The organism is Pseudomonas nitroreducens TX1 (assembly GCF_000313755.1).
In the GTDB taxonomy this organism is placed as follows: domain Bacteria; phylum Pseudomonadota; class Gammaproteobacteria; order Pseudomonadales; family Pseudomonadaceae; genus Pseudomonas; species Pseudomonas nitroreducens_A.
The window spans coordinates 117,156-142,779 of the sequence record NZ_AMZB01000137.1 but is presented as its reverse complement, the minus strand read 5'-3'; the positions used below and the strand labels follow the sequence as shown (position 1 = coordinate 142,779).

Annotated in this window: 21 protein-coding genes, 2 tRNA genes and 1 pseudogene; 12 read left to right on the top strand and 12 right to left on the bottom strand. The window is 65.2% G+C overall.

What is annotated here, in order from left to right; genetic code table 11:
* Positions 1–47: 47 nt before the first annotated feature.
* Positions 48–530, bottom strand: coding sequence for a GreA/GreB family elongation factor (locus C167_RS0130335; RefSeq protein WP_017522074.1), 483 nt, complete (start codon positions 528–530; stop codon positions 48–50).
* Positions 531–631: 101 nt separating this feature from the next.
* Entirely contained in the window at positions 632–1,066 is a 435-nt protein-coding gene (locus C167_RS0130330; protein ID WP_017522073.1) for an RcnB family protein, read from the bottom strand.
* Between the two features lie 261 nt (positions 1,067–1,327).
* On the opposite strand from C167_RS0130330, the gene C167_RS0130325 reads away from it, so the two are divergent.
* From C167_RS0130325 to rmuC, 4 genes are all read left to right on the top strand, one after another.
* A complete protein-coding gene (locus C167_RS0130325; RefSeq protein ID WP_017522072.1) occupies positions 1,328–1,696 on the top strand; it encodes an MbcA/ParS/Xre antitoxin family protein in 369 nt (122 codons plus the stop codon).
* Positions 1,697–2,461 carry an RES family NAD+ phosphorylase gene (locus C167_RS0130320; RefSeq protein ID WP_017522071.1) on the top strand — a complete coding sequence of 255 codons (765 nt, stop codon included), beginning with the start codon at positions 1,697–1,699 and terminating at the stop codon, positions 2,459–2,461.
* A 77-nt stretch (positions 2,462–2,538) separates the two neighbouring features.
* Positions 2,539–2,748 (top strand): hypothetical protein, encoded by a 210-nt coding sequence (locus C167_RS0130315; RefSeq protein WP_017522070.1) that lies wholly within the window; start codon positions 2,539–2,541, stop codon positions 2,746–2,748.
* 513 nt (positions 2,749–3,261) lie between these two features.
* Positions 3,262–4,686, top strand: coding sequence for a DNA recombination protein RmuC (rmuC, locus tag C167_RS0130310; protein WP_162140479.1), 1,425 nt, complete (start codon positions 3,262–3,264; stop codon positions 4,684–4,686).
* A gap of 127 nt (positions 4,687–4,813) precedes the next feature.
* On the opposite strand, the gene C167_RS0130305 is transcribed toward rmuC, so the two are convergent.
* From C167_RS0130305 to C167_RS0130290, 4 genes are all read right to left on the bottom strand, one after another.
* A complete protein-coding gene (locus C167_RS0130305; protein WP_017522068.1) occupies positions 4,814–6,154 on the bottom strand; it encodes an NAD(P)/FAD-dependent oxidoreductase in 1,341 nt (446 codons plus the stop codon).
* Positions 6,155–6,248: 94 nt separating this feature from the next.
* Positions 6,249–7,139 carry a metal-dependent hydrolase gene (locus C167_RS0130300; RefSeq protein ID WP_017522067.1) on the bottom strand — a complete coding sequence of 297 codons (891 nt, stop codon included), beginning with the start codon at positions 7,137–7,139 and terminating at the stop codon, positions 6,249–6,251.
* A gap of 8 nt (positions 7,140–7,147) precedes the next feature.
* Positions 7,148–8,920, bottom strand: a complete 1,773-nt coding sequence (locus C167_RS0130295; protein WP_017522066.1) for an SDR family oxidoreductase — start codon at positions 8,918–8,920, stop codon at positions 7,148–7,150.
* Positions 8,917–9,801, bottom strand: coding sequence for a M24 family metallopeptidase (locus C167_RS0130290; protein ID WP_017522065.1), 885 nt, complete (start codon positions 9,799–9,801; stop codon positions 8,917–8,919). The genes C167_RS0130295 and C167_RS0130290 overlap by 4 nt, the downstream gene beginning before the upstream one ends.
* A 270-nt stretch (positions 9,802–10,071) precedes the next feature.
* Between C167_RS0130290 and C167_RS0130285 the strand changes: the two genes are divergently transcribed.
* Complete coding sequence (locus C167_RS0130285) at positions 10,072–10,890, top strand: MerR family transcriptional regulator (protein ID WP_026079372.1); 819 nt, start codon at positions 10,072–10,074, stop codon at positions 10,888–10,890.
* A 4-nt stretch (positions 10,891–10,894) separates the two neighbouring features.
* On the opposite strand, the gene C167_RS0130280 is transcribed toward C167_RS0130285, so the two are convergent.
* Complete coding sequence (locus C167_RS0130280) at positions 10,895–11,809, bottom strand: LysR family transcriptional regulator (protein WP_017522063.1); 915 nt, start codon at positions 11,807–11,809, stop codon at positions 10,895–10,897.
* 83 nt (positions 11,810–11,892) lie between these two features.
* Here C167_RS0130280 and C167_RS0130275 point away from each other — a divergent pair, with 83 nt between their 5' ends.
* The gene (locus C167_RS0130275) at positions 11,893–12,351 is read left to right on the top strand and encodes a DMT family transporter (RefSeq protein ID WP_017522062.1); all 459 of its coding nucleotides are present in this window, start codon (positions 11,893–11,895) and stop codon (positions 12,349–12,351) included.
* Between the two features lie 161 nt (positions 12,352–12,512).
* Here C167_RS0130275 and C167_RS0130270 read toward each other — a convergent pair whose 3' ends face one another.
* Entirely contained in the window at positions 12,513–15,989 is a 3,477-nt protein-coding gene (locus C167_RS0130270) for a PAS domain-containing hybrid sensor histidine kinase/response regulator (RefSeq protein ID WP_017522061.1), read from the bottom strand.
* A gap of 232 nt (positions 15,990–16,221) precedes the next feature.
* Here C167_RS0130270 and C167_RS0130265 point away from each other — a divergent pair.
* The 4 genes and pseudogenes from C167_RS0130265 (at position 16,222) to C167_RS0130250 (ending at position 22,160) form a co-directional block, all read left to right on the top strand.
* Positions 16,222–16,820, top strand: a pseudogene (locus tag C167_RS0130265) (GNAT family N-acetyltransferase).
* A gap of 66 nt (positions 16,821–16,886) precedes the next feature.
* Entirely contained in the window at positions 16,887–17,738 is an 852-nt protein-coding gene (locus C167_RS0130260) for a helix-turn-helix transcriptional regulator (protein ID WP_017522059.1), read from the top strand.
* A gap of 201 nt (positions 17,739–17,939) precedes the next feature.
* On the top strand, positions 17,940–20,105 hold the full coding sequence (locus C167_RS0130255; protein WP_017522058.1) for a TonB-dependent receptor family protein: 2,166 nt from the start codon (positions 17,940–17,942) through the stop codon (positions 20,103–20,105).
* Positions 20,106–20,285: 180 nt separating this feature from the next.
* Complete coding sequence (locus tag C167_RS0130250) at positions 20,286–22,160, top strand: MFS transporter (RefSeq protein WP_017522057.1); 1,875 nt, start codon at positions 20,286–20,288, stop codon at positions 22,158–22,160.
* Positions 22,161–22,225: 65 nt separating this feature from the next.
* Here C167_RS0130250 and C167_RS0130245 read toward each other — a convergent pair whose 3' ends face one another.
* The 4 genes from C167_RS0130245 to rdgC all read right to left on the bottom strand — a co-directional run bounded on the left by C167_RS0130245 (position 22,226) and on the right by rdgC (position 25,025).
* Entirely contained in the window at positions 22,226–22,435 is a 210-nt protein-coding gene (locus C167_RS0130245) for a cold-shock protein (protein ID WP_015478234.1), read from the bottom strand.
* A 206-nt stretch (positions 22,436–22,641) separates the two neighbouring features.
* Complete coding sequence (gene sugE, locus C167_RS0130240; protein WP_017522056.1) at positions 22,642–22,956, bottom strand: quaternary ammonium compound efflux SMR transporter SugE; 315 nt, start codon at positions 22,954–22,956, stop codon at positions 22,642–22,644.
* 135 nt (positions 22,957–23,091) lie between these two features.
* A complete protein-coding gene (locus tag C167_RS0130235) occupies positions 23,092–24,048 on the bottom strand; it encodes a bile acid:sodium symporter family protein (RefSeq protein ID WP_017522055.1) in 957 nt (318 codons plus the stop codon).
* Positions 24,049–24,104: 56 nt separating this feature from the next.
* On the bottom strand, positions 24,105–25,025 hold the full coding sequence (rdgC, locus tag C167_RS0130230) for a recombination-associated protein RdgC (RefSeq protein WP_017522054.1): 921 nt from the start codon (positions 25,023–25,025) through the stop codon (positions 24,105–24,107).
* A gap of 177 nt (positions 25,026–25,202) precedes the next feature.
* Here rdgC and C167_RS0130225 point away from each other — a divergent pair.
* Positions 25,203–25,278: transfer RNA gene (locus C167_RS0130225), tRNA-Val, on the top strand.
* Positions 25,279–25,292: 14 nt separating this feature from the next.
* A tRNA-Asp gene (locus C167_RS0130220) sits at positions 25,293–25,369 on the top strand.
* The last annotated feature ends 255 nt before the right edge of the window (positions 25,370–25,624 follow it).

Below are 25,624 nucleotides of genomic sequence, written 5' to 3'. Positions count from 1 at the left end.
TTTATCGATGCGCTCGTCTGTCGTTGTTCGGTCCGGCGCTGAGTTGATCAATAGGCCTCGAGGATTTCGTAGCGCTGGCGAGCGCTGCCGGTTCCGACTTCCACTTCGTCGCCGGGGTGGCGGTGAAGCAGGGAGCTGCCCAGCGGGGCGCGCGTGGTGATGACCAGGATCTCGCACCCTTCAAACTGCACCTTGAGGCCTGCGCCGTCCGGACCGAGGAAGACCCAGCGTTGCTGGTCCTGCTCGTTGACCAGTTGCACCAGGGCGCTGGTCTGGATGCCCTGTTCCTCGTCGAAGTCGCGCAGTTGCAGGTTCTCGAACAGCGACAGCGCCTGGCGGATTTCCTCCACGCGGCGTGATTGGCCGGCGGCTAGGTAGGCCGCTTCCAGGCCGAGCGTGTCGTATTTGTTCTCGGCGATATTTTCCTCGTGGGTCGCGGTCTCGTGGGCCGTTTGGGCGGCACGCACGGCGACATCGAGGTCTTCGGAGAGGCGGGAGAGAATCAGTTGGTAGGCGCGTTTCTTGTCCATGGCGTCAGGCCGGAAATAAAGGCGCCTATCCTAGGGCCTTTACCCGGCGCCTGCGACCCTTTCCCGCCTTGGCGCGGAGGGTCCGCGCCAGGGCTGAGGGATCAGTAGCCGCTGAGGATGTTGACGATCACGCCGCTGGCGATGGCGACGAGGACGTAGTCGCCATTCACGTACAACCAGCGATGGTCACGCGGCGGCGCGTACAGGTGGCGAGAATGCCAATCCGTGACCCAGTAGCGATCGCCGCGATAGGCGGGCTCCACGATGACGCCGCGCCGCCAATCACGATGGGGGACTGGCATACCGGCTTGCGGGCGATAATTCGGGCTGCGGTAGGGATGGGCGTAGCCCTGGCCGGGACCTGCCGGGTCATATCGGCCGCGCTGCGGCGCTTGTTGCGGCGGGTGCTGAGGTTGCGGCCCGCGAGTGTCCTGCCGACCGGGGACATTGTCCGGACCTGGGCCGGGCTGGGCAAAACTGGCCAGCGGGCTGCCAAGCATCAGGGCGGCACAGAACAGGGTGACGGACTTTCTCATGGTGATCTCCTGGCGCAATCGGCTGAGCGGTGCGTATTTCACATTCTGGTTCCGGTTGATCCGGGCACTTCATGAGACCGCACCGCTGCATCAATCGGTGCCAAGGCTAAGTAAATGTCTGGTAAAGAGTTTTTCCGGTTTGTCAGCGTCCGGATACACGGAGCTGCAGAGTTGGAACATGGGGCGGGAATATCTTCAAATTTGTGCGGTTGCAGCATTTGATGGTATTTTTGTCGCAAACACACTTAATGGAGTTCGGTCATGAGCGCCCTGCTGAAGGAAAGCCCGGCTGCCGATGCCGTCCTGGCGAAAGCGGTGCTGACCGCCCGCGAGCACTTGTCGATGACCCAGCAGGAGTTGGCGGCTATCGTCGGGGTGGATCGTAGCGCGGTGAGTCGCTGGAAGCAGAACGGCCTGCGCGTGGATAGCAAGACCGGTGAACTGGCGCTGCTGCTGGTGCGCATCTACCGCGCGCTATTCGCGCTGTTCGGCGGCAATCATGAAGACATGCGCCACTTCCTGCGCACTGAGAACCGTCACCTGGGCGGCGTGCCGCTGCAATTGATGGAGCAGATACAGGGATTGGTCCTGGTGGTCGAATACCTGGACGCTATCCGGGGCAAGGTCTGAATGTCCTTCGCAGCCGGCGCCCGTCTCTGGGCGAAGTATGAGGATTCGGTCGTCGCTCCCATTCGTGGGCGCCTGGTGCGTTTGGTGGAAAGCCAGGGCCAGGTCGCGACACTGCAGTTGGTAGACACCCTGGAAGAGCAGGCGCTGCTTGAGGAGTTGCTGGAAACCAGCAAGCCGCGCATGCCGCCGCCCGCCGAGTCGCTGCACTATCTGTTGAAGACGCCGTTCCGCTATCCGCCGTTGCGTTGGGGCTCGCGATTTGGCCGCCGCCACGAACCCAGCCTGTTCTATGGCGCGCTCAAGCTGGAGACGGCCATGGCCGAATCGGCTTTCTACCGCTTCGTGTTGTGGGAAGGCATGGCGACACCGCCACCCAGCGGGAGAATCCTCTCCGAGCACGCTTCGTTCGAGGCGCGCTTCCAGGTGCAGAAAGGTGTACGCCTGCATCTGCCGCCTTTCCGCGAACACGCAGCACTGCTCGATCCCCAGGATTACAGTGTGACCCAGGGACTGGGCAGCGCCATGCGCGAGTCGGGTGTGGAAGCTTTCGAATACCGTTCCGCACGCTGCCCGCAGGGCGGCATCAATGTCGCGCTGTTCGCGCCCTCGGCCTTTACCGAGAAGCGGCCGCGTAATCTCACGCCCTGGTTGTGCGAGACGACATCGGAGTACGTGGCCTTCAAGCATGCACAGGTGCCGGATAGTCCAAGACTGTACCGGCGCGAGCACTATCTGGTGGATGGCAGGCTGCCGCATCCGGCCTGACCGTTCATCGTTTTGCCACTGTCGTGTCATGGTGAGCGGTGTATGTTCCGGGATGGCCAAGCAGGGAGCGCCACACCATGGATATACGGATAGCCGTCCATCCCAGCGACGATCGTCGCTGGCGCGTGTACCTCAACCAATTCTTCTACGACTGCAACAGCCGCAGTTCGGCCGAGCGCATTTATGCGCGCGTCTGCGCCGCCGAGCGGCTGGCGATTCAGCTTCCCGAACCACCCCGTATCGTCCGGCCGCAACGTGTGCCGCGCCAGCAGGTTCAGATCGCATAAAATTCGCCGGGTCTCGCGGTGGAAGACGGAGTTTCCGTCGCGCGCGTCGCCCCATGTGGGATTCACTGTCCGCCTGAGAACTCTTCCTATCCACTGCCCTGAAACGGGGCGGTCGGCTGCTGCGTGGCGCGCACTTGTGCACAATGCTGATGCGCTCTGTCAAGTCCCGGAAACATTGCATTTGGCCAGCCCGCGAATTTCCTTGCGTTTTTTAACTATTTGAAAAATAAAGGAAATTTACGTTGGTGAAAAAATCACCAATCTGTCACACGGCCCCAGATCACTGGGGGTAGGGCCGGTTTTCAGCAAGTTCTCCACTGAGTTATCCACAGCTTCTGTGGATTGTCCCGAGCGCTTGCTCCGGAGCCCTGTTCCAGGGCCTTTACAGCGGACGAGGCGGCTGGGGAAGGCGACTGTTAGACTGGCGCGATCCAATGCCACACCCCCCTGGAGTCCCGCATGCCACTCGATCTGTCCGCCCTGTTGCTCGGTGCGCTTGCCGGTTTGCTGCCCATGGCGGCGCTCGCCTGGCGGCTGCAGGCGCGGTGGATAGTGGTAGAGCAGGAGGCGACTTTACTGCGCGAGCGCCTGGCAACGGCGCAGTTGGCTCAGGACGGATTATCCGCCCAGGCTGAGGCGGACCGTGACGCCTTCCAACGGCTGAGCGGGCGGCATGGCGAGCTGTCCGCCGAGGTGGCGGCGTTGCGGCGCGAAGTCGAGCTGAGCAGGGAAGAGCGTGCGCGGCTGGGCAATGCCGAACAGGATTGGCAGGCCGAGCGGGCCGACAAGGAGGCGGAGCTGCGCCGACTCTCCGCCGAGCACGCGGCGCTGTCCGCCGAGCTGCGCGAGCAGCAGGAAAATCACCAGCAGCGTCTGGGCGACCTGCAGGCTGCGAAGGATGATCTGCGCGCGCAGTTCGCCGAGCTGGCCGGGAAGATCTTCGACGAGCGCGAGCAACGTTTTGCCGAGTCCAGCCAACAGCGTCTCGGGCAGTTGCTCGACCCGCTGAAGGAGCGCATCCAGTCCTTCGAGAAGCGGGTGGAGGAGAGTTACCAGGCCGAGGCCCGCGAGCGCTTCTCGCTGACCAGGGAGCTGGAGCGCCTGCAGCAACTGAACCTGCGCCTGGGCGAGGAAGCCACCAACCTGACCCGTGCACTGAAAGGTCAGAAGACCCAGGGCAACTGGGGCGAACTGATACTGGAGCGGGTGCTGGAGCATGCCGGCCTGGAGAAGGGCCGCGAGTACGAGACCCAGGTCAGCCTGCGCGCGCCGGATGGCGAGCGCTTCCAGCCCGACGTGCTGATCCGTCTGCCCGGCGACAAGCAGGTGGTGGTGGATGCCAAGGTCAGCCTGACCGCCTACCAGCAATTCATCGCGGCTGAGGACGAGGTGATCCGCCAGCAGGCGCTCAGGGCGCACGTGCTGTCGTTGCGCAACCATGTGAAGGGACTTTCGGGGAAGGATTACCGCCGTCTCGAGGGCCTGCACAGCCTTGACTTCGTACTGCTGTTCATGCCGATCGAGGCGGCCTTCTCGGCAGCGTTGCAGGCCGAGCCGAACCTGTTCCAGGAGGCCTTCGAGCGCAACATCGTGATCGTCAGTCCGACGACCTTGCTCGCCACGCTGCGGGTGATCGACAGCCTGTGGCGCCAGGAGCGGCAGAACCAGAACGCCCGCGAGATCGCCGAGCGCGCCGGGGCGCTGTACGACAAGTTCGTGCTCTTCGTGCAGGACCTGGACGAGATGGGCACCCGGCTGCAGCAACTGGACAAGACCTACGCGGCGGCGCGCAACAAGCTCTGCGAAGGACGCGGCAACTTGATCAGCCGTGCCGAACAGGTAAAGCTGCTCGGCGCGCGGGCGAGCAAGAATCTGCCGACGGACTGGCTGGAGCGGGCGTTGAGCGACGATTCGCCGGTGGTGGAGGAGGGCGAATAGCGTGAACCCTGGGAATGATCTTGTAGGAGCGAGCTTGCTCGCGAACTCGTTTTTCCCGAGAACATCGATGCCATCGGCGGACCCCGTTCGCGAGCACGCTCGCTCCTACGAAGAGCCGAGCACTCTGTCAGAATAGCGAGTAAGGCCTGCCCGCCGTGCCATCGGCGAAGCGCCTCAGCCTGAACGCGTGAAGGTCCATCCCCGGCTCACCGTTCGATATCCACTGGCTCATCAGCTGCCCGACGATGGGCCCCATGGCGAAGCCGTGTCCGCAGAAGCCCGTGGCGATCAGCAGGCCGGGCACTTCCGCCGGCGCATCGAGCACCGGGATGCCATCGGGCAGTACATCGATCAGGCCGGCCCAGCTTTCCACGACCTTGAGGTCATGCAAAGCCGGGAAAGCCTTGACCAGATTCTTCTGTGCAGCAAACACGCGCGAGGTGTTTGCCTTTACCTGCGGATCACGTTCGCCCAGAACCGGACCGTTCAAGCTGCGTTCAGAACCGGGCAGGCGCTGGCGCAGGTCGTGGAACAGCGCGCCGTTGAGCTTGAACGAGAAGCCCGCGCGGTGCTCCGGAAGATGCGGCAGGTAATGTTTGGCGCCGCGCAGGTAGTCGAGGTTGAGGTCGATATCGGCCTGGGTCTCGTCGGCGAGATTGAGGCTGCCATCGGCCCGCTGGCGAAAGCCGATGCCGTGGCCGATGAAGCTCTGCGCGCCAATGTCCGGACCGGGGCTGGTGCGCGAGACGGTGCAGCGCACGCCCTGTTGCGGCAGTTCCAGCCCGAGGCTCTGCACCAGACGCCAGCTGCTGGCGCCGGCGCAGACCAGCAATTGCCGGGTCTTTACGTAGCCGCGCTCGGTCTGCACGCCGCAGACGGCGCCGGCCGCGCGGTCGATGCCGGTGACGCCGCAGCCTTCGACGAACACGGCGCCGCGCTCGATGGCGCGCAGCGCATAGCCAGGCGCCACGCGGCGCGGCTCGGCCTGGCCGTCATTGGCGGTGTACAGGGCGCCCAGTGCCGGGTCGCTCAGGGCCGGCATCAACTGCGCGACTTCCGCGCGGCTCAGCAGCCGGGTGCCGAGGCCGAAGTTGGCGGCGACCTTCAGCCAATCTTCGTACTTGCGCTGCTGTTCCGGCGTTTCGGCGAGGTACAGGCAGCCGCCCTGGCGCCATTCCAGCGGCAGTTGCAACTCCTCTTCTAGGCGTTCCCACAGCGGGATGCAGGCCATCATCAGCGGCACTTCCGCCGGGTCGCGCGCCTGCTGGCGGACGAAGCCCCAGGCGCGGGTGGACTGTTGGCTGGCGAGGCCGGCCTTGTCCAGCACCAGCACGCTCAGGCCAAGGCCTGCAAGCTGCCAGGCAGTGGCGCAGCCCATGATGCCGCTGCCGGCGATGACCACATCCGCTTGCTCCGGCAGGCGCTCCACGCGGGAGGCAAGGGCGGGGTGGAGGGGGTAGGTACCCATTGGCATACGTCGGCATCCCTGTAACGAACGGAGAAGACCGCAGTATGCGTTCGGCGTGCGCCGCGCATCCACTGCGCGGGCACGCCGACTGGCGTTACGAGGCGCGTGCGGCCCGGCTGGCGGCTGGCGAGCGGGCCAGGTAGTCCAATGCTTCCTGGGTGTTGGCTTCGTGGTCCGGGTGGTACCAGGGCTTGAAGTAGCGCAGGAAGCTGGTGGCCAGCGAGCTGATCCTCGGCAGCACGCCGGACTTCGAACCATCGCGCCAGATGGCGGCGAAGGAGCGCGGCTGGGCGATGGTCGGGTCCTGCCGCGACAGGGTGCGGGTGCCGAAGGCGAACAGGTAGATGATCAGCGGCCACACCACGAACATCCACAGCTGGCGGCTGACGAAGCTACCGCCCAGGTGCACGTGCAGGTCGTGGGCGACGTTGCGGTGCTCCACTTCCTCGGCGCCGTGCCAGCGGAACAGGTCGAGCAGCACAGGGTCGGCCTTGGCGCGGTCCAGCGCATCGGCTTCGAGAATCCATTTGCCGAGAATGCAGGTGAAGTGCTCCACCGCCGCGACGATGGCGCAGCGCTGGCCGATCCACCAGCGCTTGAGCCAGGGTGTGCGGTTGAACAGGTTGAAGCCCAGCGGCGTGTCGCTGAGCAACTGTTCGAACAGGTAGTCCATGACCTTCAGGTAGCGCGTCGAGTCGATGCCATGGTGGCTCAGGTAGCGTTCCAGTGCTCCGGAATGCGCACGGGCGTGCATCGCCTCCTGGCGAATGAAGCCCTGCACGTCCTCGCGCAGGCGGCCCTCCCTCACGAAGGGCAGGGCCTTGTTATACAGCCGGCAGAACCACAGCTCGCCCGCCGGCAGCATCATGTGGATGACGTTGATCGCGTGGGAGGCTTCGGGCTCGCCGGGAATCCAGTGCAGCGGCGAGTCGCTGTAGTCGAACTGCACCTTGCGTTGTACGAGCTTGTGATGATGGTCGTTCATGGCAGTTCTCAGGCAGTCAGATTGAGGCGGGCGAACAGGCGCGACAGCCAGGGCATGAAGCGCCATTGCAGGGCGCCCAGGTGCACTTCGCTGCCGACCTTCACCACCGGCTGGTTGCGTTCCACCGCGCGGGTGATGTGCTCGCCGACGATGTCCGGGCTGAGCCGGCGGCGACGGTAGAAGCGCTGCACTTTCGTGCGGTGTTTCGCCTGTTGTTCATCATTCATGCCGGCGAAGCGCGTGGCCTGGACGATGCCGGTGTCGACGAAGCCCGGACATGCCGCGCTGACGCCGATGCCGTGGCCGGCCAGCTCGGCGCGCAGGCATTCGCTGAGCATCAGCACCGCCGCCTTGCTGGTGGCGTAGGCCGGGTAGTTGCGCGAGGGCGCGAAGGCCACGCCGGAGGCGACGTTGACCAGGTGCCCCGGTTTGCCGCTTTCCACCATCTGCATGCCGAACAGCCGGCAACCGTCGATCACGCTCCACAGGTTGATACGCAGCAGGCGCTCCCATTCCTGCGGAGTGGTCTTGAGCATCGGCCCTGCCATGCCGATGCCGGCGTTGCTCACCACCACGTCGGGCACGCCAAGGCTGCTTTTCACCCAGTGGGCGAAACGCTCCATGGCGGCACTGTCACCCACATCCACGCAATAGCTATGGGCGCTGGCGCCGACCGCGCGGGCCAGTTCGGCGCTGCGTTCGGCGGCGGCCGGGTCAATGTCCGCGGCCAGCACGCTAGCGCCGCGTTCGGCGAAGCTGAGCAGGGTCGAGCGTCCGATACCGCCGCCCGCACCGGTCACCACCACCAGCTTGCCGGCGAAGGGCCCGGAGCCCGGTTTCAGTGCGGCGCGCTGCAGTTCCGGTGTGGCTTCGCCGCCCTCGATGTGGCTCACGAATTCGTCGATCCAGTTGCCCAGTTGAGTTGGCTCGGCGAGCAGTTGCCAGTGCCCGGCGGTGACGTCGCGGCGCCACAGGCGCGGGGCCCACAGCGAGAGTTGCTGGAACAGCTGTTGGCCTACGTAGCGGTCGCGGGTCGGCACGATGAGTTGCACCGGCACCTCGGTATGCCGTTTGCGCGGCTTGAAGATCGAGGTGATGAAGTTGGCCCGGTAGAGCTTCACCCCGTGCTCGCCATCGCTGGCCTGGTGTGGGTTGCGCACGGGGTTGCGGATGCCTTCGACCTTGCGCAGGTACTGCGGCCAGGCCTTCGCCGCGCCGAACCGCCAGGACAGCGACGGCAGTAGCGGCAGGTGGAAGTAGTAGATGTACCAGGAGTGCAGCAGTTGGCTGGCCACCTGCAGCAGCGCACGCGGCGTCTTGCGGCGCAGGCGATCGCGCATCCAGAAGCCGACGTGGTCCAGGCAGGGGCCCGAGATGCTGGTGTAGGAAGCGATACGTGCGCGCAACTGTGGATCGGTGACGCTCTCCCAGGTCTGGATCGAGCCCCAGTCGTGGGCCACCAGGTGCACCGCGCACTGCGGGCTGACCGCGTCGAGCACGGCCTTGAGGTCCTGGCTGAGCAGTTCCAGGCGGTAGTCGCGGGTCTTGCGCGGCTTGTCCGATTCGCCGGCTCCGCGCACGTCATAGGCCACCAATTGGTAGCGCCCGGACAGGCGACGGATCAGCGGCAGCCAGACTTCATGGTTGTCCGGATAGCCGTGGACGAACAGCACCGTCGGCAGGTGCGGCTCACCCCAGCGCCAGACCGCCAGGCGCACGTTGCCGGACTGCACGTCCAGCCGCTCCGGTGCCGGCAGGGCTTTCTCCAGCATGGCGTTCATGCCACCTCCCGCCGCGCCGGGGCGCTGATCAGGCCGCGCTGGGTCCAGCGGCGCACGTGGGGCAGGTCGTCGTCCAGCCAATAGGCATCGTCGTCGGTGACCACCAGCAGCTCCTCGAATTTGGCGCCCACGCCGCGAAGGCCCAGGTGCGGCTCCACCGCCCAGAGGCCCGGCGTGGGGGCGTGCTGCGAGCGGTCGTTGCTGGACCATAGTGGCGACCAGCCTTCGCGGCGGCCGGTGACCAGGGCGTTCTTCATCAGGGTGGCGATATTGCGCACGCCGAATCGCGCCACCGAGGGGCCGCTGTTGCGCGCGCCGAGCTTTTCCACGCGGTGGGCCAGCACTTCGAAGGGGTAGGCCTTGTGCCGGGGCAGGGTGCCCTGGCGTTGGCAGAGACGGTCTACCGACTGGCTGACTTCGGCCAGCGGCAGGCGCTGGCGGACCTGCTCGACGATCAGGTTGCGGTGCGCCAGCAGGTCGTCCATCAGGCGCTCCACCAGCAGGTTGTGGCCCAGCGCGCCGGAGTAGCCGACGTCGGCGGTATAGCCGCCCAGGGTCGGTGCGCAGTCGAGGATGAAGGGCATGCCTTCTTCCAGGCGCTGCTTGCCGGGGTAGAAGGCCAGGTTGAAGCCGCCCAGGTGGCGCAGGCCTTCGAACCCCTTGAACGCCGTGCGCGGGCCGAACCAGGCGAAGGGCTGGTGGAACCAGTCGCGTACGCCGTGATCGAGCAGCCAGGTTTTCATCAGGGCGGCGGTCTCGCGCTCGCTGATGCCCGGGCGCAGTTCGCCGGCGATGGTTTCGCAGCAGCGGTAGGCCAGTTGCTGAATCTCGCGGAAGTGCCGCAGGTCTTCGGGGGTGGGCACCCAGGCGCCTTGGGACATGACTTTCTCCAGGCTGGTTGTTGTTATCGTTACATCGGTCGATGTCATGATCGATGCTGACCCATCGCTCACCGTTGCGCCATGCGTGCGCGGCGGGCCTGAAGTGTTACCGCCGCGGCGAGCCACTGGCGGTGCGGGTTCCGAGTGAGCGGGGGGAATCGGCTGGGTGCAGTTCCCGTCTTTGGTTGGGCTTGGGAGATGAGAAAAGGATCACCGAAGGATTAATCCTTCCGATTGTTCCGCGGGCATGTCGCTGGCTATCATCCGGCCATGAGCACACCCCTGAACCTCCTGCAGCGCCTGCTGCAGCGCCCGGATGACGCGCCTTCCGAACTGGAAGAGGAGCGCGAGTATTCCGTGGATGAGCTGGCCCGCGAGGGCGGCACCACGGTGCGCAACCTGCGCGCGTACCAGGATCGCGGCCTGCTGCCGCCGCCCGAGCGCCGGGGCCGCGCGGGGGTGTACTTCGCCAGCCACCTGCGCCGCCTGCGGCTGATCAACCGTCTGCTGGAACGCGGCTACAACATCGCCAACATTAAGGAGCTGCTGGAAAGCTGGGAGCGCGGCCACGATCTGGACCACGTACTTGGCCTTGACGAGGCCATAGTTGGCCCGTGGAACCTGGAGTCCCCCGGTAGCATCGAGTTCAACGATCTGCAGGCGCTGTTTGGCGATGAGCTGAACGACGCCGTGATCGACCAGGCGCTGGCGCAAGGGCTGCTGGCTTTCGATGGCGAACGCATCAATATCCCCAGCCCGCGCCTGTTCAATGCCGGTGTCGAGCTCTATCGCGCGGGCATTCCGCTGGCGGCGCTGCTGGATCATCTGGCGGTGCTGCGGACCGATACCGAACACCTGGCCGCCGGCATCGTGCGGCTGGTGGTGACCCACCTGGTGGACAAGCCCGGTGCCGACCTGTTGCCCGGTGCAGCCGATCTGGAGCGTCTTGCCGAAGTCTTCCAGCGTTTGCGGCCGGTGGCCGAGCAGGTGGTACTGGTGGAGCTGGCGCGCGGCCTGAAGCGCTCGGCCAACGAAATGCTCGGCGAGCGCGTCGGGGAAATCCTCCGGCGCATGGAGACGCCGGACTAGAGCCTCAGCTGTCGCCGGCGACCTGTGCCAGCTTGCCGCGCAGCCAGCGCCGTGCCGGGTCGTCCTCGCTGGCCTCCGACCAGATCTGCACGAAGTCGAAAGGCGCGAGTTTCAGCGGTGGTGCGAAGCTGGCCAGGCCATGGCTGTCGAGATCGTCGGGGAGCATCCGCGCGGCAATCGTCAGGACCATGTCAGTGCCCGCCAACAGGCTGGGCGCCACGCTGAAGTGCGGCACGGTGGCGGCCACCCTGCGGCGGCGGCCGAGCTTTTCCAGGTGGCTGTCGATTTCTTCCGCAGGGCTCTGCTGCAGCGCGACGCGCAAGTGCGGGGCGGCAAGGTAGGCGTCCAGGTCCAGGCGCTTTCTGTCGCCCAGGGTTTCCGTCGAACACAGGCAGACGAAGCGTTCCTCGAACAACTGCTGCACTCGCAGTCCTTCGGGCAGCATCGGGAAGACCCCGAGTGCACCGTCCAGCTCGCCGCTTGCCACCTGTTCGGCCATGCCCACCCGTGAGGCCTGGCGGATGTCCAGATGGATGCCCGGCGCTTCGCGGCGCAGGAGCGGCAGCAGCGCGGGCAGCACCACCCAGGTGCCGTAGTCGGACATGCCCAACCTCAGTACCAGCTCGGCGCTGGCGGGGGCGAAGTCATCGCCCAGCACCAGCCGCCGCACGCCGCCGAGAATTTCCCGCAGCGGCCCGGCCAGTTCGAAAGCGCGGCGGGTCAGCTGCATCTGGTTGCCGGTGCGTACCAGCAGCGGGTCGTCGAGCAGGTCACGCAGGCGGTTGAGCGCGTGGCTTACCGCCGGCTGGGTCATGGCCAGGCGCTCGGCGGCGCGGGAGACGTGGCGTTCTTCCAGCAGGGCATCGAGGATCACCAGCAGGTTGAGGTCGATGCGGCGCAGGTCATGAATCGAGTGCATTCAGGTTGTACCGATCATTCATTTCCATGAGCCGGATGGATAGCAGAAGCTGAGCCTCATCGACAAGCCATGGAGAATTTTCGATGTCGAAACTGCTTCTGCTCTTGCCCGCCATTGGCGTGGGCGCGCTGGTTGCCTTGCAGGCGGGCAGCAACTCGCTGCTGGGACGCCAATTGGGTCATCCGCTGAGTGCCAGCCTGACCTCGCTGGGTGTCAGCCTGGCGGCGGTGATCGTTGCGCTGCTGGCGTTTCGCGTACCGCTTCCGGCCGCCGCCGGAATAGCCACCACGCCCTGGTGGGGCTGGCTCGGCGGGCTGTTCGGGGCGGCCTATCTGACGGTGGCGGTGATGCTGGCGCCGCAGCTGGGTGCGGCGACTTTCCTGGCCTGCGTGGTGGCGGGGCAGATGCTGATGTCGGCGTTGTGCGACCAGTTCGGCTGGGCGGGTTTCAGTGTGCGGCGGCTGTCGCCGGAAGGGTTCGTGGCGATCGGGCTGATCATTGCCGGGGTGGTGTTGTTGCAGTGGCGGGGGAGGGTGGTTTGAGTCGAGTACGGAACTGGCTGGGAAGACCCTCTCCCCAGCCCTCTCCCTGAAGGGAGCAGTCCGTGCCGGCTGACGACACGGCATCAACCTGCTCCGAACCAGTCCCCTCTCCCTTCAGGGAGAGGGTTAGGGAGAGGGCATCAAACCATCGCGTAGGACCATCACCGCAAACTCAGATGCCGACTCAACAATGCCCGCAACGCGGCCGGCTTCACCGGCTTGGGCAGGAAGTCCAGTCCCGCTGCATGGATCTGCGCCACCAGTTCGGGGCGGGCATCCGCGCTGATCACCACGCCTGGCACCGGTTCGCCCAGACGGGTACGCAGCCAGGCCATGAGGTCGGTGCCCAGCTCGCCGTCGTCCAGGTGATAGTCGATCAACGCCAGTTGCGGGCGCGCGTCCTCTTCCAGCAGTGCTTGGCATTCCTCGCGGCTGCGCGCGGTAAGCACGCGGCAGCCCCAGCGAGTGAGCAGGCTGTTCATGCCGGTGAGGATGCTGTCCTCGTTATCGACGCACAGCACCTGCGCGCCGTTGAGCTGCTCCGGGGTTTCCACCTTGTGCCCGTTGATTGCCGCCGGTGCCGGCTGGCGAGCCAGCGGCACGCTGACGCTGAACACGCTGCCCTTGCCCGGCCAGGAGCGCACCTGCAGGCGGTGGCCGAGCACCTTGCAGAGCCGGTCGGCAATCGCCAGGCCAAGGCCCAGGCCTTTCTCGGCGCGGGTCTGGTGGCTGTCCAGGCGTTTGAATTCCTCGAAGATCACCTGCAGCTTGTCCGGTGGGATGCCCGGGCCGTGGTCCCAGACTTCCAGCCGCAGGTGCCCGGCCTCGCGGCGCACGCCCAGTAGCACGTGGCCCTTGGCGTAGCGGAAGGCGTTGGTGAGGAAGTTCTGCAGCACGCGGCGCAGCAGCTTGATATCACTTTCCACGCGCAGCTTGCTGCCGCGCACGTGGAAGTCGATGCCGTGCTCCTGGGCCAGCACGCGGAACTCCACGCCGAGGGTGTCGTACAGGTTGCTCAGCGGGAAGGCCGCGACGTCGGCGCTGACGCGGCCTCCCTCGAGACGCGAGATGTCCAGCAGGTCGGTGATCAGGTCTTCAGCCGAGCGTAACGAGGAGTCCAGGTGGCGCACCAGTTCGGTGGCTTCTTCGGGCAGTTTTTCCTGGTGGGCGAGGGCGGCGGAGAACAGCCGCGCGGCGTTCAACGGCTGCATCAGGTCATGGCTGACGGCGGCGAGGAAGCGCGACTTCGACTGGTTGGCGGCTTCCGCGGTGCCCTTGGCTTCGGTCAGCGCCTGGTTGAGTTGTGACAGCTCGAAGGTGCGCTCCTGCACGCGTTGCTCCAGGCTCTCGTTGGCGTCCTTCAGGCCCTGTTCGGCATCGCGGTAGTTGGTGATGTCGGTGAAGCTCATGACGAAGCCGCCGCCGGGCATCGGGTTGCCGATCAGTTCGATCACCCGGCCATTGGGGAACAGTCGCTCGGAGGTATGCGGCGTGCCCTGGCGCATCCAGTACAGGCGCTTGGCGACGTGCAGGTCCGGATCGCCCGGGCCGCACAGGCCGCGTTCGGCGTTGTAGCGGATGATGTCGGCAATGGGCCGGCCCACGTAGATCAGTCCGTCCGGATACTCGAACAGCTCGATGTAGCGATGGTTCCAGGCCACCAGGCGCAGCGACTGGTCCACCACGCTGATGCCCTGGGTGATGTTCTCGATGGCGCCCTGCAGCAGCGCGCGGTTGAACTGCAGCACCTCGGAGGCTTCGTCGGCGATCTTCACCACGTCCTCCACCTGCATTTCGCGGCCTTCGATGGCGGCCTTCACCACGGCGCGCGCGGAAGAAGCGCCGAGCACGCCGGCGAGCAGGCGCTCGGTGTGGGCGATCCACTCGTCGTTGGCATTCTGGCTGGGGGTGAAGCCCTTGCCCTGGCGGTAGGCGAAACGGATGAAGCTCTGTCGCGCGCGCTCCTCGCCGACGAAGCGGGCAGCGAGCATCAGCAGGTCTTCCAGCTGCACCGCAAGCATCGAGCGCGAGCTGAGCTTCTGGGAGATTTCCTGGCCGATGAAGCGGCTGGCCTGCCAGTGCTCGGACACGCGGGTACGGGAGAACACCGAGACCAGCCCGAACAGGGCGAAGTTGCCGATCAACGAGAGCAGCACGCCGAGCGTCAGCGGCTCGATGGACAGGCCGAACGGCCGGCCGGCGAGCCAGGCCAGGCCGGGGAAGGCGTGCAGCGGCCAGCCCAGGCCCTTGGCGACCACCGGCAAGACCAGCGTGTAGGCCCACAGCAGCGAGCCTGCAGCCAGGCCGGCGAACACGCCCCGGCGGTTGGCCTGCTTCCAGTACAGCGCGCCGATCATCGCCGGGCCCAACTGGGCGATGGCGGCGAAGGCGATCTGGCCGATGGTGGCGAGGCTCGCGGTGGAGCCCAGCAGGCGGTAGCTGACATAGGCCAGCAGCAGGATCAGCGCGATGCTCACCCGGCGCACGGTCAGCAGCCAGTGGCGGAACACCTCGAAGGGCTGCTCGGCTTCGCCTTTGCGGCGCAGCAGCCAGGGCAGCAGCATGTCGTTGGAGACCATGGTGGAGAGGGCCACGCTGGCGACGATCACCATGCCGGTGGCCGCCGACGCGCCGCCGATGAAGGCCAGCAGGGCCAGTGCCGGGTGCGCCTCGGCCAGCGGCAGGCTGATGACGAAGGAATCAGGCATCACGCCGGCGGGCAGGTGCATCTGCCCGGCGAGGGCGATGGGCACCACGAACAGCGCGGCCAGCACCAGGTAGATCGGAAACACCCAGCGCGCGAGGTTGAGGTCGCGCGGCTCGATGTTCTCCACCACCAGCACGTGAAACTGGCGCGGCAGGCACATGATGGCGGTCATCGCCACGCCGGTCTGCAGCAGCATGGCCGGCCAGTGCACGGTCTCCTTCCAGTACTCGTTGAGCTGCGGGGCGACCCGGGCCTTGTCGACCAGGTCGCCGAATCCGTCATAGAGGCCGTAGGTGACGAAGATGCCCACGGCGAGGAAGGCGGTGAGCTTGACCAGTGATTCGAAGGCGATCGCCAGCACCATCCCGCGGTGGTGCTCGGTAACGTCCAGGTTGCGGGTGCCGAAGACGATGGTGAACAGGGCGAGAACCAGTGACACGATCAGCGCCGTGTCCTGGGCGCGGATGCCGGTGGAATCAGGGCCGGCGCCGATCAGCAGGTTGACGCCGAGGACGATGCCCTTGAGCTGCAGGGCGATATAGGGCAGCACGCAGACCACGCAGATCAGCGCCACCACGACCGCCAGCGCCTGGGACTTGCCGTAGCGTGCGGCGATGAAGTCGGCGATGGAGGTGATGTTCTCCTGCTTGCTGATCATGATCATCTTCTGCAGCACCCAGGGCGCGAAGAGCATCAGCAGCACGGGGCCGACGTAGATCGGCAGGAATGACCACAACTGGTCGGCAGCCTGGCCGACGGCGCCGAAGAAGGTCCAGCTGGTGCAGTAGACCGCCAGGGACAGGCTGTAGACCCAGGCGCGGACACGCGGCGAAAGAGGGGCGCGACGGCGGTCGCCATAGAACGCGATGGCGAACAGGACCGCCATGTAGAGCAGGGCGACCGTTGCGATCAACCCACTGGACAACGACATGCTGACTCCGGAAGTGAACGGGCTCCCCCGCAGGAGCACTCGCAGCAGTTTCGCACCAAAGTCCGGAACTGTCAGACGCCTGCTACCAATGTCTCAGTGGCGCTGTGTCACGCCTCACACTTGAGAGTGGAACGCCGGGCTGGTAGCTTGCCGGCCTTTTCGCGGTCCGTCTGTCGAGCGCCTGCCGGCGCGCGGCACTTCAGCAGGCCGCTACGCTCTGATGTGAGCGATGATGTCGCGTCGTGTTTCGAGGAGGGCGCCATGTTCAGACCGTTACCTATCACCTTGCAGCGCGGGGCCCTGCGCCTGGAGCCCATGGTGGAGGCCGACGTGCCGGACCTGGTGACGCTGGCGGAGCAGAATCGCGACGTCCTGCAGTTCATGAGTGCGCCGGGGCGCCCGGACTGGTACCGCCAGGGCCTGGCAGAGCAGCGGGAGGGCCGCGCCCTCCCGCTGGTGGTGCGCCTGGGCAACCAGATAGTCGGCACCACGCGCTTCATGGATTTCCTCCCGGCGCTGCCGGCCTGCGAGATCGGCGCCACCTGGCTGGACCAGAGCCAGCATGGCAGCGGCCTCAACGCCACCATGAAGTACCTGATGCTGCGCCACGCCTTTGACAGCTGGAAGATGGTCCGCGTGCAGTTCAAGACTGCTGCCAGCAACGAACGCTCCCAGCGGGCCATCGAGAAGCTTGGCGCGGTGCGCGAAGGCGTACTGCGCAACCATCGGCGCCTGGCCGGCGGGCGTCTCGACGACACCATCCTCTACAGCATCACAGACCAGGAATGGCCGCAGGTGAAGGCCGCACTGGAAGCCGGTTTCAACGGCTGAAGGGGCGGTGTAAGGTGATCGACCCGCGCGCTCTGCAGAGCGGCGGTGCGACATCGAGGCAGGACCATGGCAGAACATCACGCGAGCGGCGAACGCACCCGCTTCTGGCGCGCCCAGGAGCTGGGCGGCGTGGAGTTGCTGCACGCGCGCTACATCGAGCAGGTGTTCTCGCCCCACGTCCATGAAGGCTTCGCCTTCGTCATGATCGAGCAGGGCGCGCAGCGCTTCCACCATCGCGGCGCCGAGCACGTCGCCCCGGCCGGCAGCGTGGTGCTGATCAACCCCGACGAGGTTCATACCGGTTCCAAGGCCGACGAGGACGGTTGGCGCTATCGCGGCTTCTACCCGGAGCTGGCGCAGGTTTCCGGCGTGCTGGAGGAGCTGGAGCTCGGCCCAGGCGGTACGCCGTCCTTCGACGCCAGCGTAGTGTTCGATCCGCAGCTGGTGCAGGCGCTGTTCGCTGCGCACCACCTGCTGGATTCCGAGGCGACTGTGCTGCAGTGCCAGACCTGTTGGCGCGAAGCCTTGCTGATGCTGTTCCAGCGTCACGCGCGGATTCCCGAGGCGCCGCCGGCGGGCAACGAGCCCCTGGCCGTGGCCCGCGCCCGTGAACTGCTGGGTTCGCGCTTGATGGAGCCGCCGTCGCTGGAGGAACTGGCCGCCGCCGTCGGGCTGTCGCCTTTCCACTTCGCCCGGGTCTTCCGCAAGGCCACCGGCCTGCCGCCCCACGCCTGGCTCAAGCAGCGTCGCCTGGAGCAGGCGAGGGCGCTGCTCAAGCAGGGCTGCATGCCGGTGAACGTGGCCATGCAATTGGGTTTCGCCGACCAGAGCCACCTCAGCCGACAGTTCAAGCAGGCCTATGGCGTCGGTCCCGGCGAGTATCGCCAGGCTTGCGCACGCTCGTTCCGTTCGACCTGATTTTCTCCCCGTCACCGGGAAACCCCATCACACAAGGGCTGCTGGCCTATCGCCGCGTCTGATGAACAGCCGTTCGAGATACCGAAAAGAGAATCCGAGTCAACCGGAATATTTTTTCATTTGCGACACATTTGCATTTACAAAATTTACAATCAGTTCTAATTTCCCGCCCCTTCACGAAGTCCTCGCGGAGGGGGAAGCATGTCGCACGTTCGTCCATGGTCGCGCCTGGCGATCGCCGTAGCCCTGGCCGCGCCGCTGTTGCCGGCACTGGCCGAGGAAGAGCCCCAGTCGCTGGAGACTGTTACCGTCGTCGGTGACTGGCTCGGCGAGGCGGATCAGCAGGTGGTGCAGAACCACCCCGGCGCGCGCACCGTGGTGCGGCTCGAGCAGATGATCGAAGAGGGCGCGCAGAACGTGCGCGACGTGCTGCGGGGCATTCCCGGCGTGCAGGTGCAGGACAACAACGGCACCGGCGGCAGCGATGTCTCCCTCAACGTCGGTGTGCGCGGCCTGACCTCGCGCTTGTCGCCGCGCTCCACCGTGCTCATCGATGGAGTCCCGGCCGCCGTTGCGCCCTATGGCCAGCCGCAGCTGTCGATGTTCCCGCTGTCGGTCGGCAACCTCGACAGTGTCGATGTGGTGCGTGGCGCCGGCTCCGTGCGCTATGGCCCGCAGAACGTCGGCGGGGTGATCAACTTCGTCACCCGCGCGATTCCCAAGGAATTCTCCGGCGATGTCGGCAGCACCGTGGAGACCGCTTCCCACGGCGGGTGGAAGAAGCTCTACAACGCTTTCCTCGGCGGTACCGCCGACAACGGCATGGGCGCCGCGCTGCTGTACTCGGGCGTGAAAGGCGCCGGCTACCGCGACGGCAACGACGCCACCGACATCGATGACGTGATGTTCAAGACCCACTGGGCGCCCACCGACGTCGACGAGTTCTCCGCCAGTTTCCATTACTACGACGGCAGCGCCGACATGCCCGGCGGCCTGACCCAGGCACAGTTCGACAAGGACCCGTACCAGTCGGTGCGCGACTACGACAACTTCACCGGCCGGCGCAAGGACGTGTCACTCAAGTACAAGCGGCAGATCGACGACCTCACCCAGGTCGAAGTGCTGACCTACTACAGCGACAGCTTCCGTGGCAGCACCATCGCCAATCGCGATCTCAAGACCCTGGCTTCCTATCCGCGTGACTACCACACCTTTGGTATCGAGCCGCGCGTGTCGAAGATCTTCATGGTCGGCCCGACCACCCAGGAAGCCAGCATCGGCTACCGCTACCTGAAGGAAGCCATGCACGAGCGCGCCAGCCAGGTCGGACTCGTGAACAACACCCCGACGCCGATTCCCGGGGCGGATGGTCATGTCTATCAGGATCGTACCGGCGGCACCGAAGCGAATTCCATCTACCTCGACGACAAGATCGACGTGGGCAACTGGACCGTCACCCCGGGCATCCGCTTCGAGCGCATTTCTACCGACTGGCACGAGCGCCCGGTCCTCGACAACAAGGGCAAGCCAGTCCAGGAGAAGAACCGCAGCAAGGACTACAACGAGCCGCTGCCGGCGCTGGCGGTGATGTATCACCTGTCCAACGAGTGGAAGCTGTTCGCCAACTACGAGACGTCCTTCGGCAGCCTGCAGTACTTCCAGCTCGGCCAGGGCGGCAGCGGCAACGACACCGCCAGCGGCCTGCAGCCGGAGAAGGCGAAGACCTACGAAGTCGGCACTCGCTACGACAACGGCACCTGGGGCGGGGAAGTCACGCTGTTCTACATCGACTTCGACGACGAGCTGCAGTACATCAGCAACGACGTGGGCTGGACCAACCTGGGCGCCACCAAGCACCAGGGCATCGAGACCTCGGCGCACTACGACATGGCGGCGCTGGACCCGGTACTCGCCGGCCTGACCGCCTACGGCACCTTCACCTACACCCGCGCGACCTACGAAGGCGAAATCCCCGGCTTCCAGGGCCGCGACCTGCCGCTGTACTCGCGCCAGGTGGCGACCATCGGTCTGCGCTACGAGCACGACCGCTGGACCTACAACTTCGACGGCTTCGCCCAGTCGAAGCAGCGCGCGCCCGGTCCGACCACCAATTCCAACGGCAGCTTCACCGGCAATTACATCACCGAGCCGAGCGCCGATGGCCAGTACGGCAACATCCCCGGCTACGTGCTGTGGAATGCCCGCGTGGGCTACGACTTCGGCCCGCAGGCGTCGAACCTGAAAGTCGCCGCCGGGGTGAAGAATATCTTCGACCAGATGAACTACACCCGCTCCAGCGACAACAACGCCGGCATCTACCTCGGCGAGCCGCGCACCTTCTATGTGCAGGGCAGCGTCGGCTTCTGATCGGATGCCGACACCTGGAAAAGCCCGTCCTGCGTGACGGGCTTTTTCTTGGCCCGCGCTTTGCGAATTTGTCGTCAGCGCAATGGATTTGTGCGGAAAATGTGGCTTTTCTTCACGCTGTTGCCGTCATATCCGTGCTGTCATTCCGGCTCGAGGCCGCTACGCAGGTAAACAAGGACGATGTCTCAACATTCGCAATTCGCCCTGCTGGGCACCAAGCGATTCCTGCCCTTCTTCATCACCCAGCTGCTGGGTGCGTTCAACGACAACATTTTCAAGCAGTCGCTGATCCTGGCGATCCTCTACCACCTCACCGTCGGCGGTGACCGCAACCTGCTGGTCAACCTCTGCGCGCTGCTGTTCATCCTGCCGTTCTTCCTGTTCTCCGCCCTGGGCGGACAGTTCGGCGAGAAGTTCAACAAGGACGCGCTGATGCGCGCGCTGAAGCTGGCCGAGATCGTCATCATGCTGGTGGGCGCCGCCGGTTTCGTGTTCGGCAGCCTGCCGCTGCTGTTTCTCGCCTTGTTCGCCATGGGCACCCACTCCGCGCTGTTCGGCCCGGTGAAGTACTCCATCCTGCCGCAGCACCTGCGCGAGGACGAACTGGTGGGCGGCAACGCCCTGGTGGAGATGGGTACGTTCCTCGCCATCCTCTGCGGCACCATCGGCGCCGGTGTGCTGATGTCGCGGCAGGACTACGCCGCTGGCGTCGGCATCGCCGTGGTGCTGGTGGCGACCTGCGGCTTCCTCGCCAGCCGCAAGATTCCCCGCGCGGCCGCCGCGCTGCCGGAGCTGAAGATCGACTGGAACATCTTCCGCCAGTCCTGGAGCATCCTCCTGCTCGGCCTGCGCCAGCGGCCGGCGGTGTCGCGCTCGCTGGTGGGCAACTCCTGGTTCTGGTTCCTCGGCGCGGTCTACCTGACGCAGATTCCGACCTACGCCAAGGAGCTGCTGCACGGCGACGAGAGTGTGGTGACGCTGATCCTCACGGTGTTCTCGGTGGGCATCGCACTGGGTTCGATGCTTTGCGAAAAGCTCTCGGGGAAGAAGGTGGAGATCGGCCTGGTGCCCTTCGGCTCCATCGGCCTGAGCCTGTTCGGCATCCTGCTGTGGTGGCATTCGGGCGGCTTCCCGCAGGGCGAGCAGCCGTACACCTGGCTGGCGGTGCTGGAGCATTCGCAGTCCTGGGCTGTGCTGGCGGATATCCTCGGCATCGGCATCTTCGGCGGTTTCTACATCGTGCCGCTGTACGCGCTGATCCAGGCGCGCACCGAAGAAGACAAGCGCGCGCGGGTGATCGCCGCGAACAACATCCTCAATGCGCTGTTCATGGTGGTCGCGGCGATCGTCTCGATCCTGCTGCTGTCGGTGGCGAAGCTGTCGATCCCCGAACTGTTCCTCGTGCTCTCGCTGATGAACGTCGCGGTGAACGTGTACATCTTCAAGATCGTGCCCGAGTTCACCATGCGCTTCCTGGTCTGGCTGCTGACCCACTCGATGTACCGGGTGGATCACCGCAACCTCGACGCCATCCCCGATGAAGGCCCGGCCGTCCTGGTGTGCAACCACGTGTCTTTCGTCGATGCACTGCTGATCGCCGGCTCCGTGCGTCGCCCGGTGCGCTTCGTCATGTACTACAAGATCTTCCGCATCCCGGTGCTCAATTTCATCTTCCGCACCGCGGGCGCCGTGCCCATCGCCGGGCGCAACGAAGACGCGCAGACCTACGAAAAGGCCTTTGCCAAGGTCGCCGAGTACCTGCGCGAAGGGGAGTTGGTGTGCATCTTCCCCGAAGGCATGCTGACCCTGGATGGCGAGATGAATGAGTTCCGCGGCGGCGTGGAGCGCATCATCGAGGAGACCCCGGTGCCAGTGATCCCAATGGCGTTGCAGGGGCTGTGGGGCAGCTTCTTCAGCCGCGATCCGCAGAAGGGCTTCCTGCGCCGCTTGTGGTCGCGGGTCTGCCTGGTGGCTGGCCAGCCGGTGGCACCGCAAGAGGCCAAGCGCCTGGTGCTGCAGCAGCAGGTGGCTGAACTGCGTGGCGCGGCTCGCTGAGGCTGCGCGACGGAAAAGAAAAAGCCCCGGCATTGCCGGGGCTTTTTCGTGGGGCAGGACGAGGATCAGATAACCTGAACTTCGTCAGCCTGCAGGCCCTTCTGGCCTTCTACGACGATGAAGGAGACCTTCTGGCCTTCCTGCAGCGACTTGAAGCCATTGCCCTGGATGGAGCGGAAGTGAACGAATACATCGTTGCCGCTTTCCGGGGTGATGAAGCCGAAGCCTTTAGCGTCATTGAACCACTTGACGGTGCCGGTCTGACGATTCGACATGGAATTACACCTTGAACTATTGAAGATTGTTTTGCGGACAAGGTCCGCGCTCGTCCTGAGTTGCAAGGTGCAGTCGAAGCCGGGTGGTGGGGAATGGCCCCACCAGGTCACGAGCCACAGTGACCCTAGCAAACACAGTGGCCCGCAGCATACCGACAAATTTTCGGGAAAGCGACAGCCCGCCGGTATCGAGAACCGATACAGCGTCAGTGGCTCAATTTCAGGCCGACCAGTCCGCACAGGATCAGCGCAACGCTGAGCAGGCGTACCGGCGCCATGGACTCGCCGAACAGCACGATACCGACGATGACGGTGCCCACTGCGCCGACGCCGGTCCAGATGGCGTAGGCGGTGCCCAGCGGCAGATTTCTCATGGCCAGGCCAAGCAGGCCCATGCTGGTGATGATCGCCAGCACGGTCAGGGCGGTCGGTATCGGACGGGTGAAGCCTTCGGTGTATTTCAGTCCGACGGCCCAGGCGACTTCGAACAGGCCGGCGACGAACAGGATGATCCAGGACATGGAGCTCTCCAGACGGTGGGTGGATACGAAGGGCCGTCCCCGCTGGAGCACCGGAAGGTGGTGAGGTCGTCCTCACAATGTGCATTATTTTGCACAAAAGTGGGGCGCCGGGCAACCCGGCGCCGATGTATTGCCCTATTGCGGGGCGGTCTTCTGGGCGGATGGTTCGTCGGTCATGCGACGGAACACCGCGGCCAGGATCGATCCGGAGAGGTTGTGCCAGACGCTGAAGAGCGCGCTGGGAACGGCGGCAAGGGGCGAAAAATGCGCGTTTGCCAGGGCTGCGCCCAGCCCGGAGTTCTGCATGCCGACTTCGATGGCCAGTGCCTTGCGCTGGGCCAGCGGCATGCCTGTCAGGCGCCCGGTCAGGTAGCCCTGCAACAGCCCGAGCCCGTTATGCAGCATGACCACGGCGAGGATCAGCAGGCCGGACTCGGCGATCTTCGCCTGGCTGGCGGCCACTACCGCGGCAATGATCACCACGATGCTCACCACCGACACCAGCGGCAACACGTCCACGGCAACGCGAGTCCGCTCTCCGAGCAGGCGCTGTGCAATGAAGCCCAGGGCGATGGGCAGCAGAACCACCTGGACGATCGACAGGAACATGGCGCCGAACGAGACCGGCAGCCAGGCGGACGCCAGCAGCCAGACCAGGGCCGGTGTGACGAGCGGGGCCAGAAGGGTAGTGACCGACGTGATCGCAACCGAGAGTGCCACGTCGCCGCGCGACAGCCAGGTCATGACGTTGGAGGCCGTGCCGCCTGGACAGCAGCCGACCAGGATGACGCCCACGGCGATTTCGTCGGGCAGCGCCAGCAGTTTGCACAGCGCCCAGGCGGTGCCCGGCATGATGATGAATTGCGCGAGTACGCCGATGATTACCCGGCCGGGATGACGACCGACCTCGCGGAAGTCTTCGGCCTTGAGCGTCAGCCCCATGCCGAACATCACCAGCCCCAGCAGCGGCACGATGGCGACGGTCAGCCCCTTGAACCAGGCAGGCTGGAAGAAGGCCAGTACGGCGAAGAGCAGGACCCAGACAGGAAAGGTGTTGCCGAAGAAGCGGCTGAGGGAGGCAAGGGCACGCATGGGACTTTCCTTCTTATTGTGTCAGGCGCCGCCTGTGGGCGGCGCCTGGTGCGGCATCAGATGCCTTCGGGCATTGCCTCGCCACCGAGCGCTTCGATCAGCGCCGGGATGAACTCGGCGAAGGTCAGCATCATCAGGGTGAAGCTGGCGTCGAGCTGGCCGAGGGCGTCTTCGCCGCCATCCTGCTCCGCTTTCTCCTGCAGCATGTCTTCGAAACGCAGGCGCTTGATCGCGACCTTGTCGTCGAGGACGAAGGACAGCTTGTCCGACCAGGCCAGGGACAGTTGGGTGACCAGCTTGCCGGAGGTCAGGTGCAGCTGGATTTCCTCGCTGGTCAGGTCCTGGCGCTTGCAGCGCACCACACCGCCGTCTTCGTGGGTGTCACGCAGTTCGCACTCGTCGAGGACGAAGAAGTCGCCGGCGGCTTCCTGGGTCTTCACCCAGTCGGTCAGGGTGGCGGTCGGTGCGGTCTTCACGGTCAGCGGCCGAACCGGCAGCGAGCCCAGGGCTTCGCGCAGGGTGGAGAGCAGGTCTTCGGCCTTCTTCGCGCTGGAGGTATCGACCAGGATCAGGCCGAGGCTCGGTGCGATGGCAGCGAAGGTCACCGAGCGGCGGATGAACGCCCGCGGCAGCAGGGTCTGGACGATTTCGTCCTTGAGCTGGTCGCGTTCCTTCTTATAGACCTTGCGCATCTGCGCGGCTTCGATCTCGTCGACCTTCTCCTTGAGCGCGTCACGCACGACGCTGCCGGGGAGAATGCGCTCTTCCTTGCGCGCGCTGACCAGGAAGAAGCCTTCGCTGGCATGCACCAGCGGCGCGTCCGGGCCCTTGCCGAAAGGCGCGGAGAAACCGTAAGTAGTCAGTTCCTGGCTGGCGCAGGAGCGCGCCGGCTTGCTGGCCAGGGCCTTCTCCAGGGCATCGGCGTCGATCTGCAGATCCTGGGTGAGGCGATATACGAGCAGATTGCGGAACCACATGAGGGTCTAACTCCTGGACACAAAGGACCCATTATTCCGTTCGGCGCGGTTCAGGCCAACCCCGTTTCGTCATTCACGCTCTTCATCTAAGCCTTTGGAACATCTGAAAATTTTTTTCATTCGGGGGCTTGCCAGGTTCAAATGTCCTCCGTAGAATGCGCCCCACTTCGAGACGAAGGGTGATTAGCTCAGCCGGGAGAGCATCTGCCTTACAAGCAGAGGGTCGGCGGTTCGATCCCGTCATCACCCACCACCTCGAGGTCCGACGCAGCGGTAGTTCAGTCGGTTAGAATACCGGCCTGTCACGCCGGGGGTCGCGGGTTCGAGTCCCGTCCGCTGCGCCACAATTCGAAAGCCCTCAGGTAGCAATGCCTGGGGGTTTTTTCTTTGCCTGTCGTTTTATCGAAGCCAGGACTTCCTGCGAAAGCCTTCCCGCCGAAAGTTGCCTGTTCCGATCACACCGATTCCGTGCGGGTCGTCTGACTTATCCTGTTAATTTTCCTATAAGTTTGCTGTGGGAACTTCTCCCCCTGCAGTGGTTCCTATTGCCCATAGCCACTGGCCACGAGCGCCTGATAAGCTCGCGGCTTCATTACTTC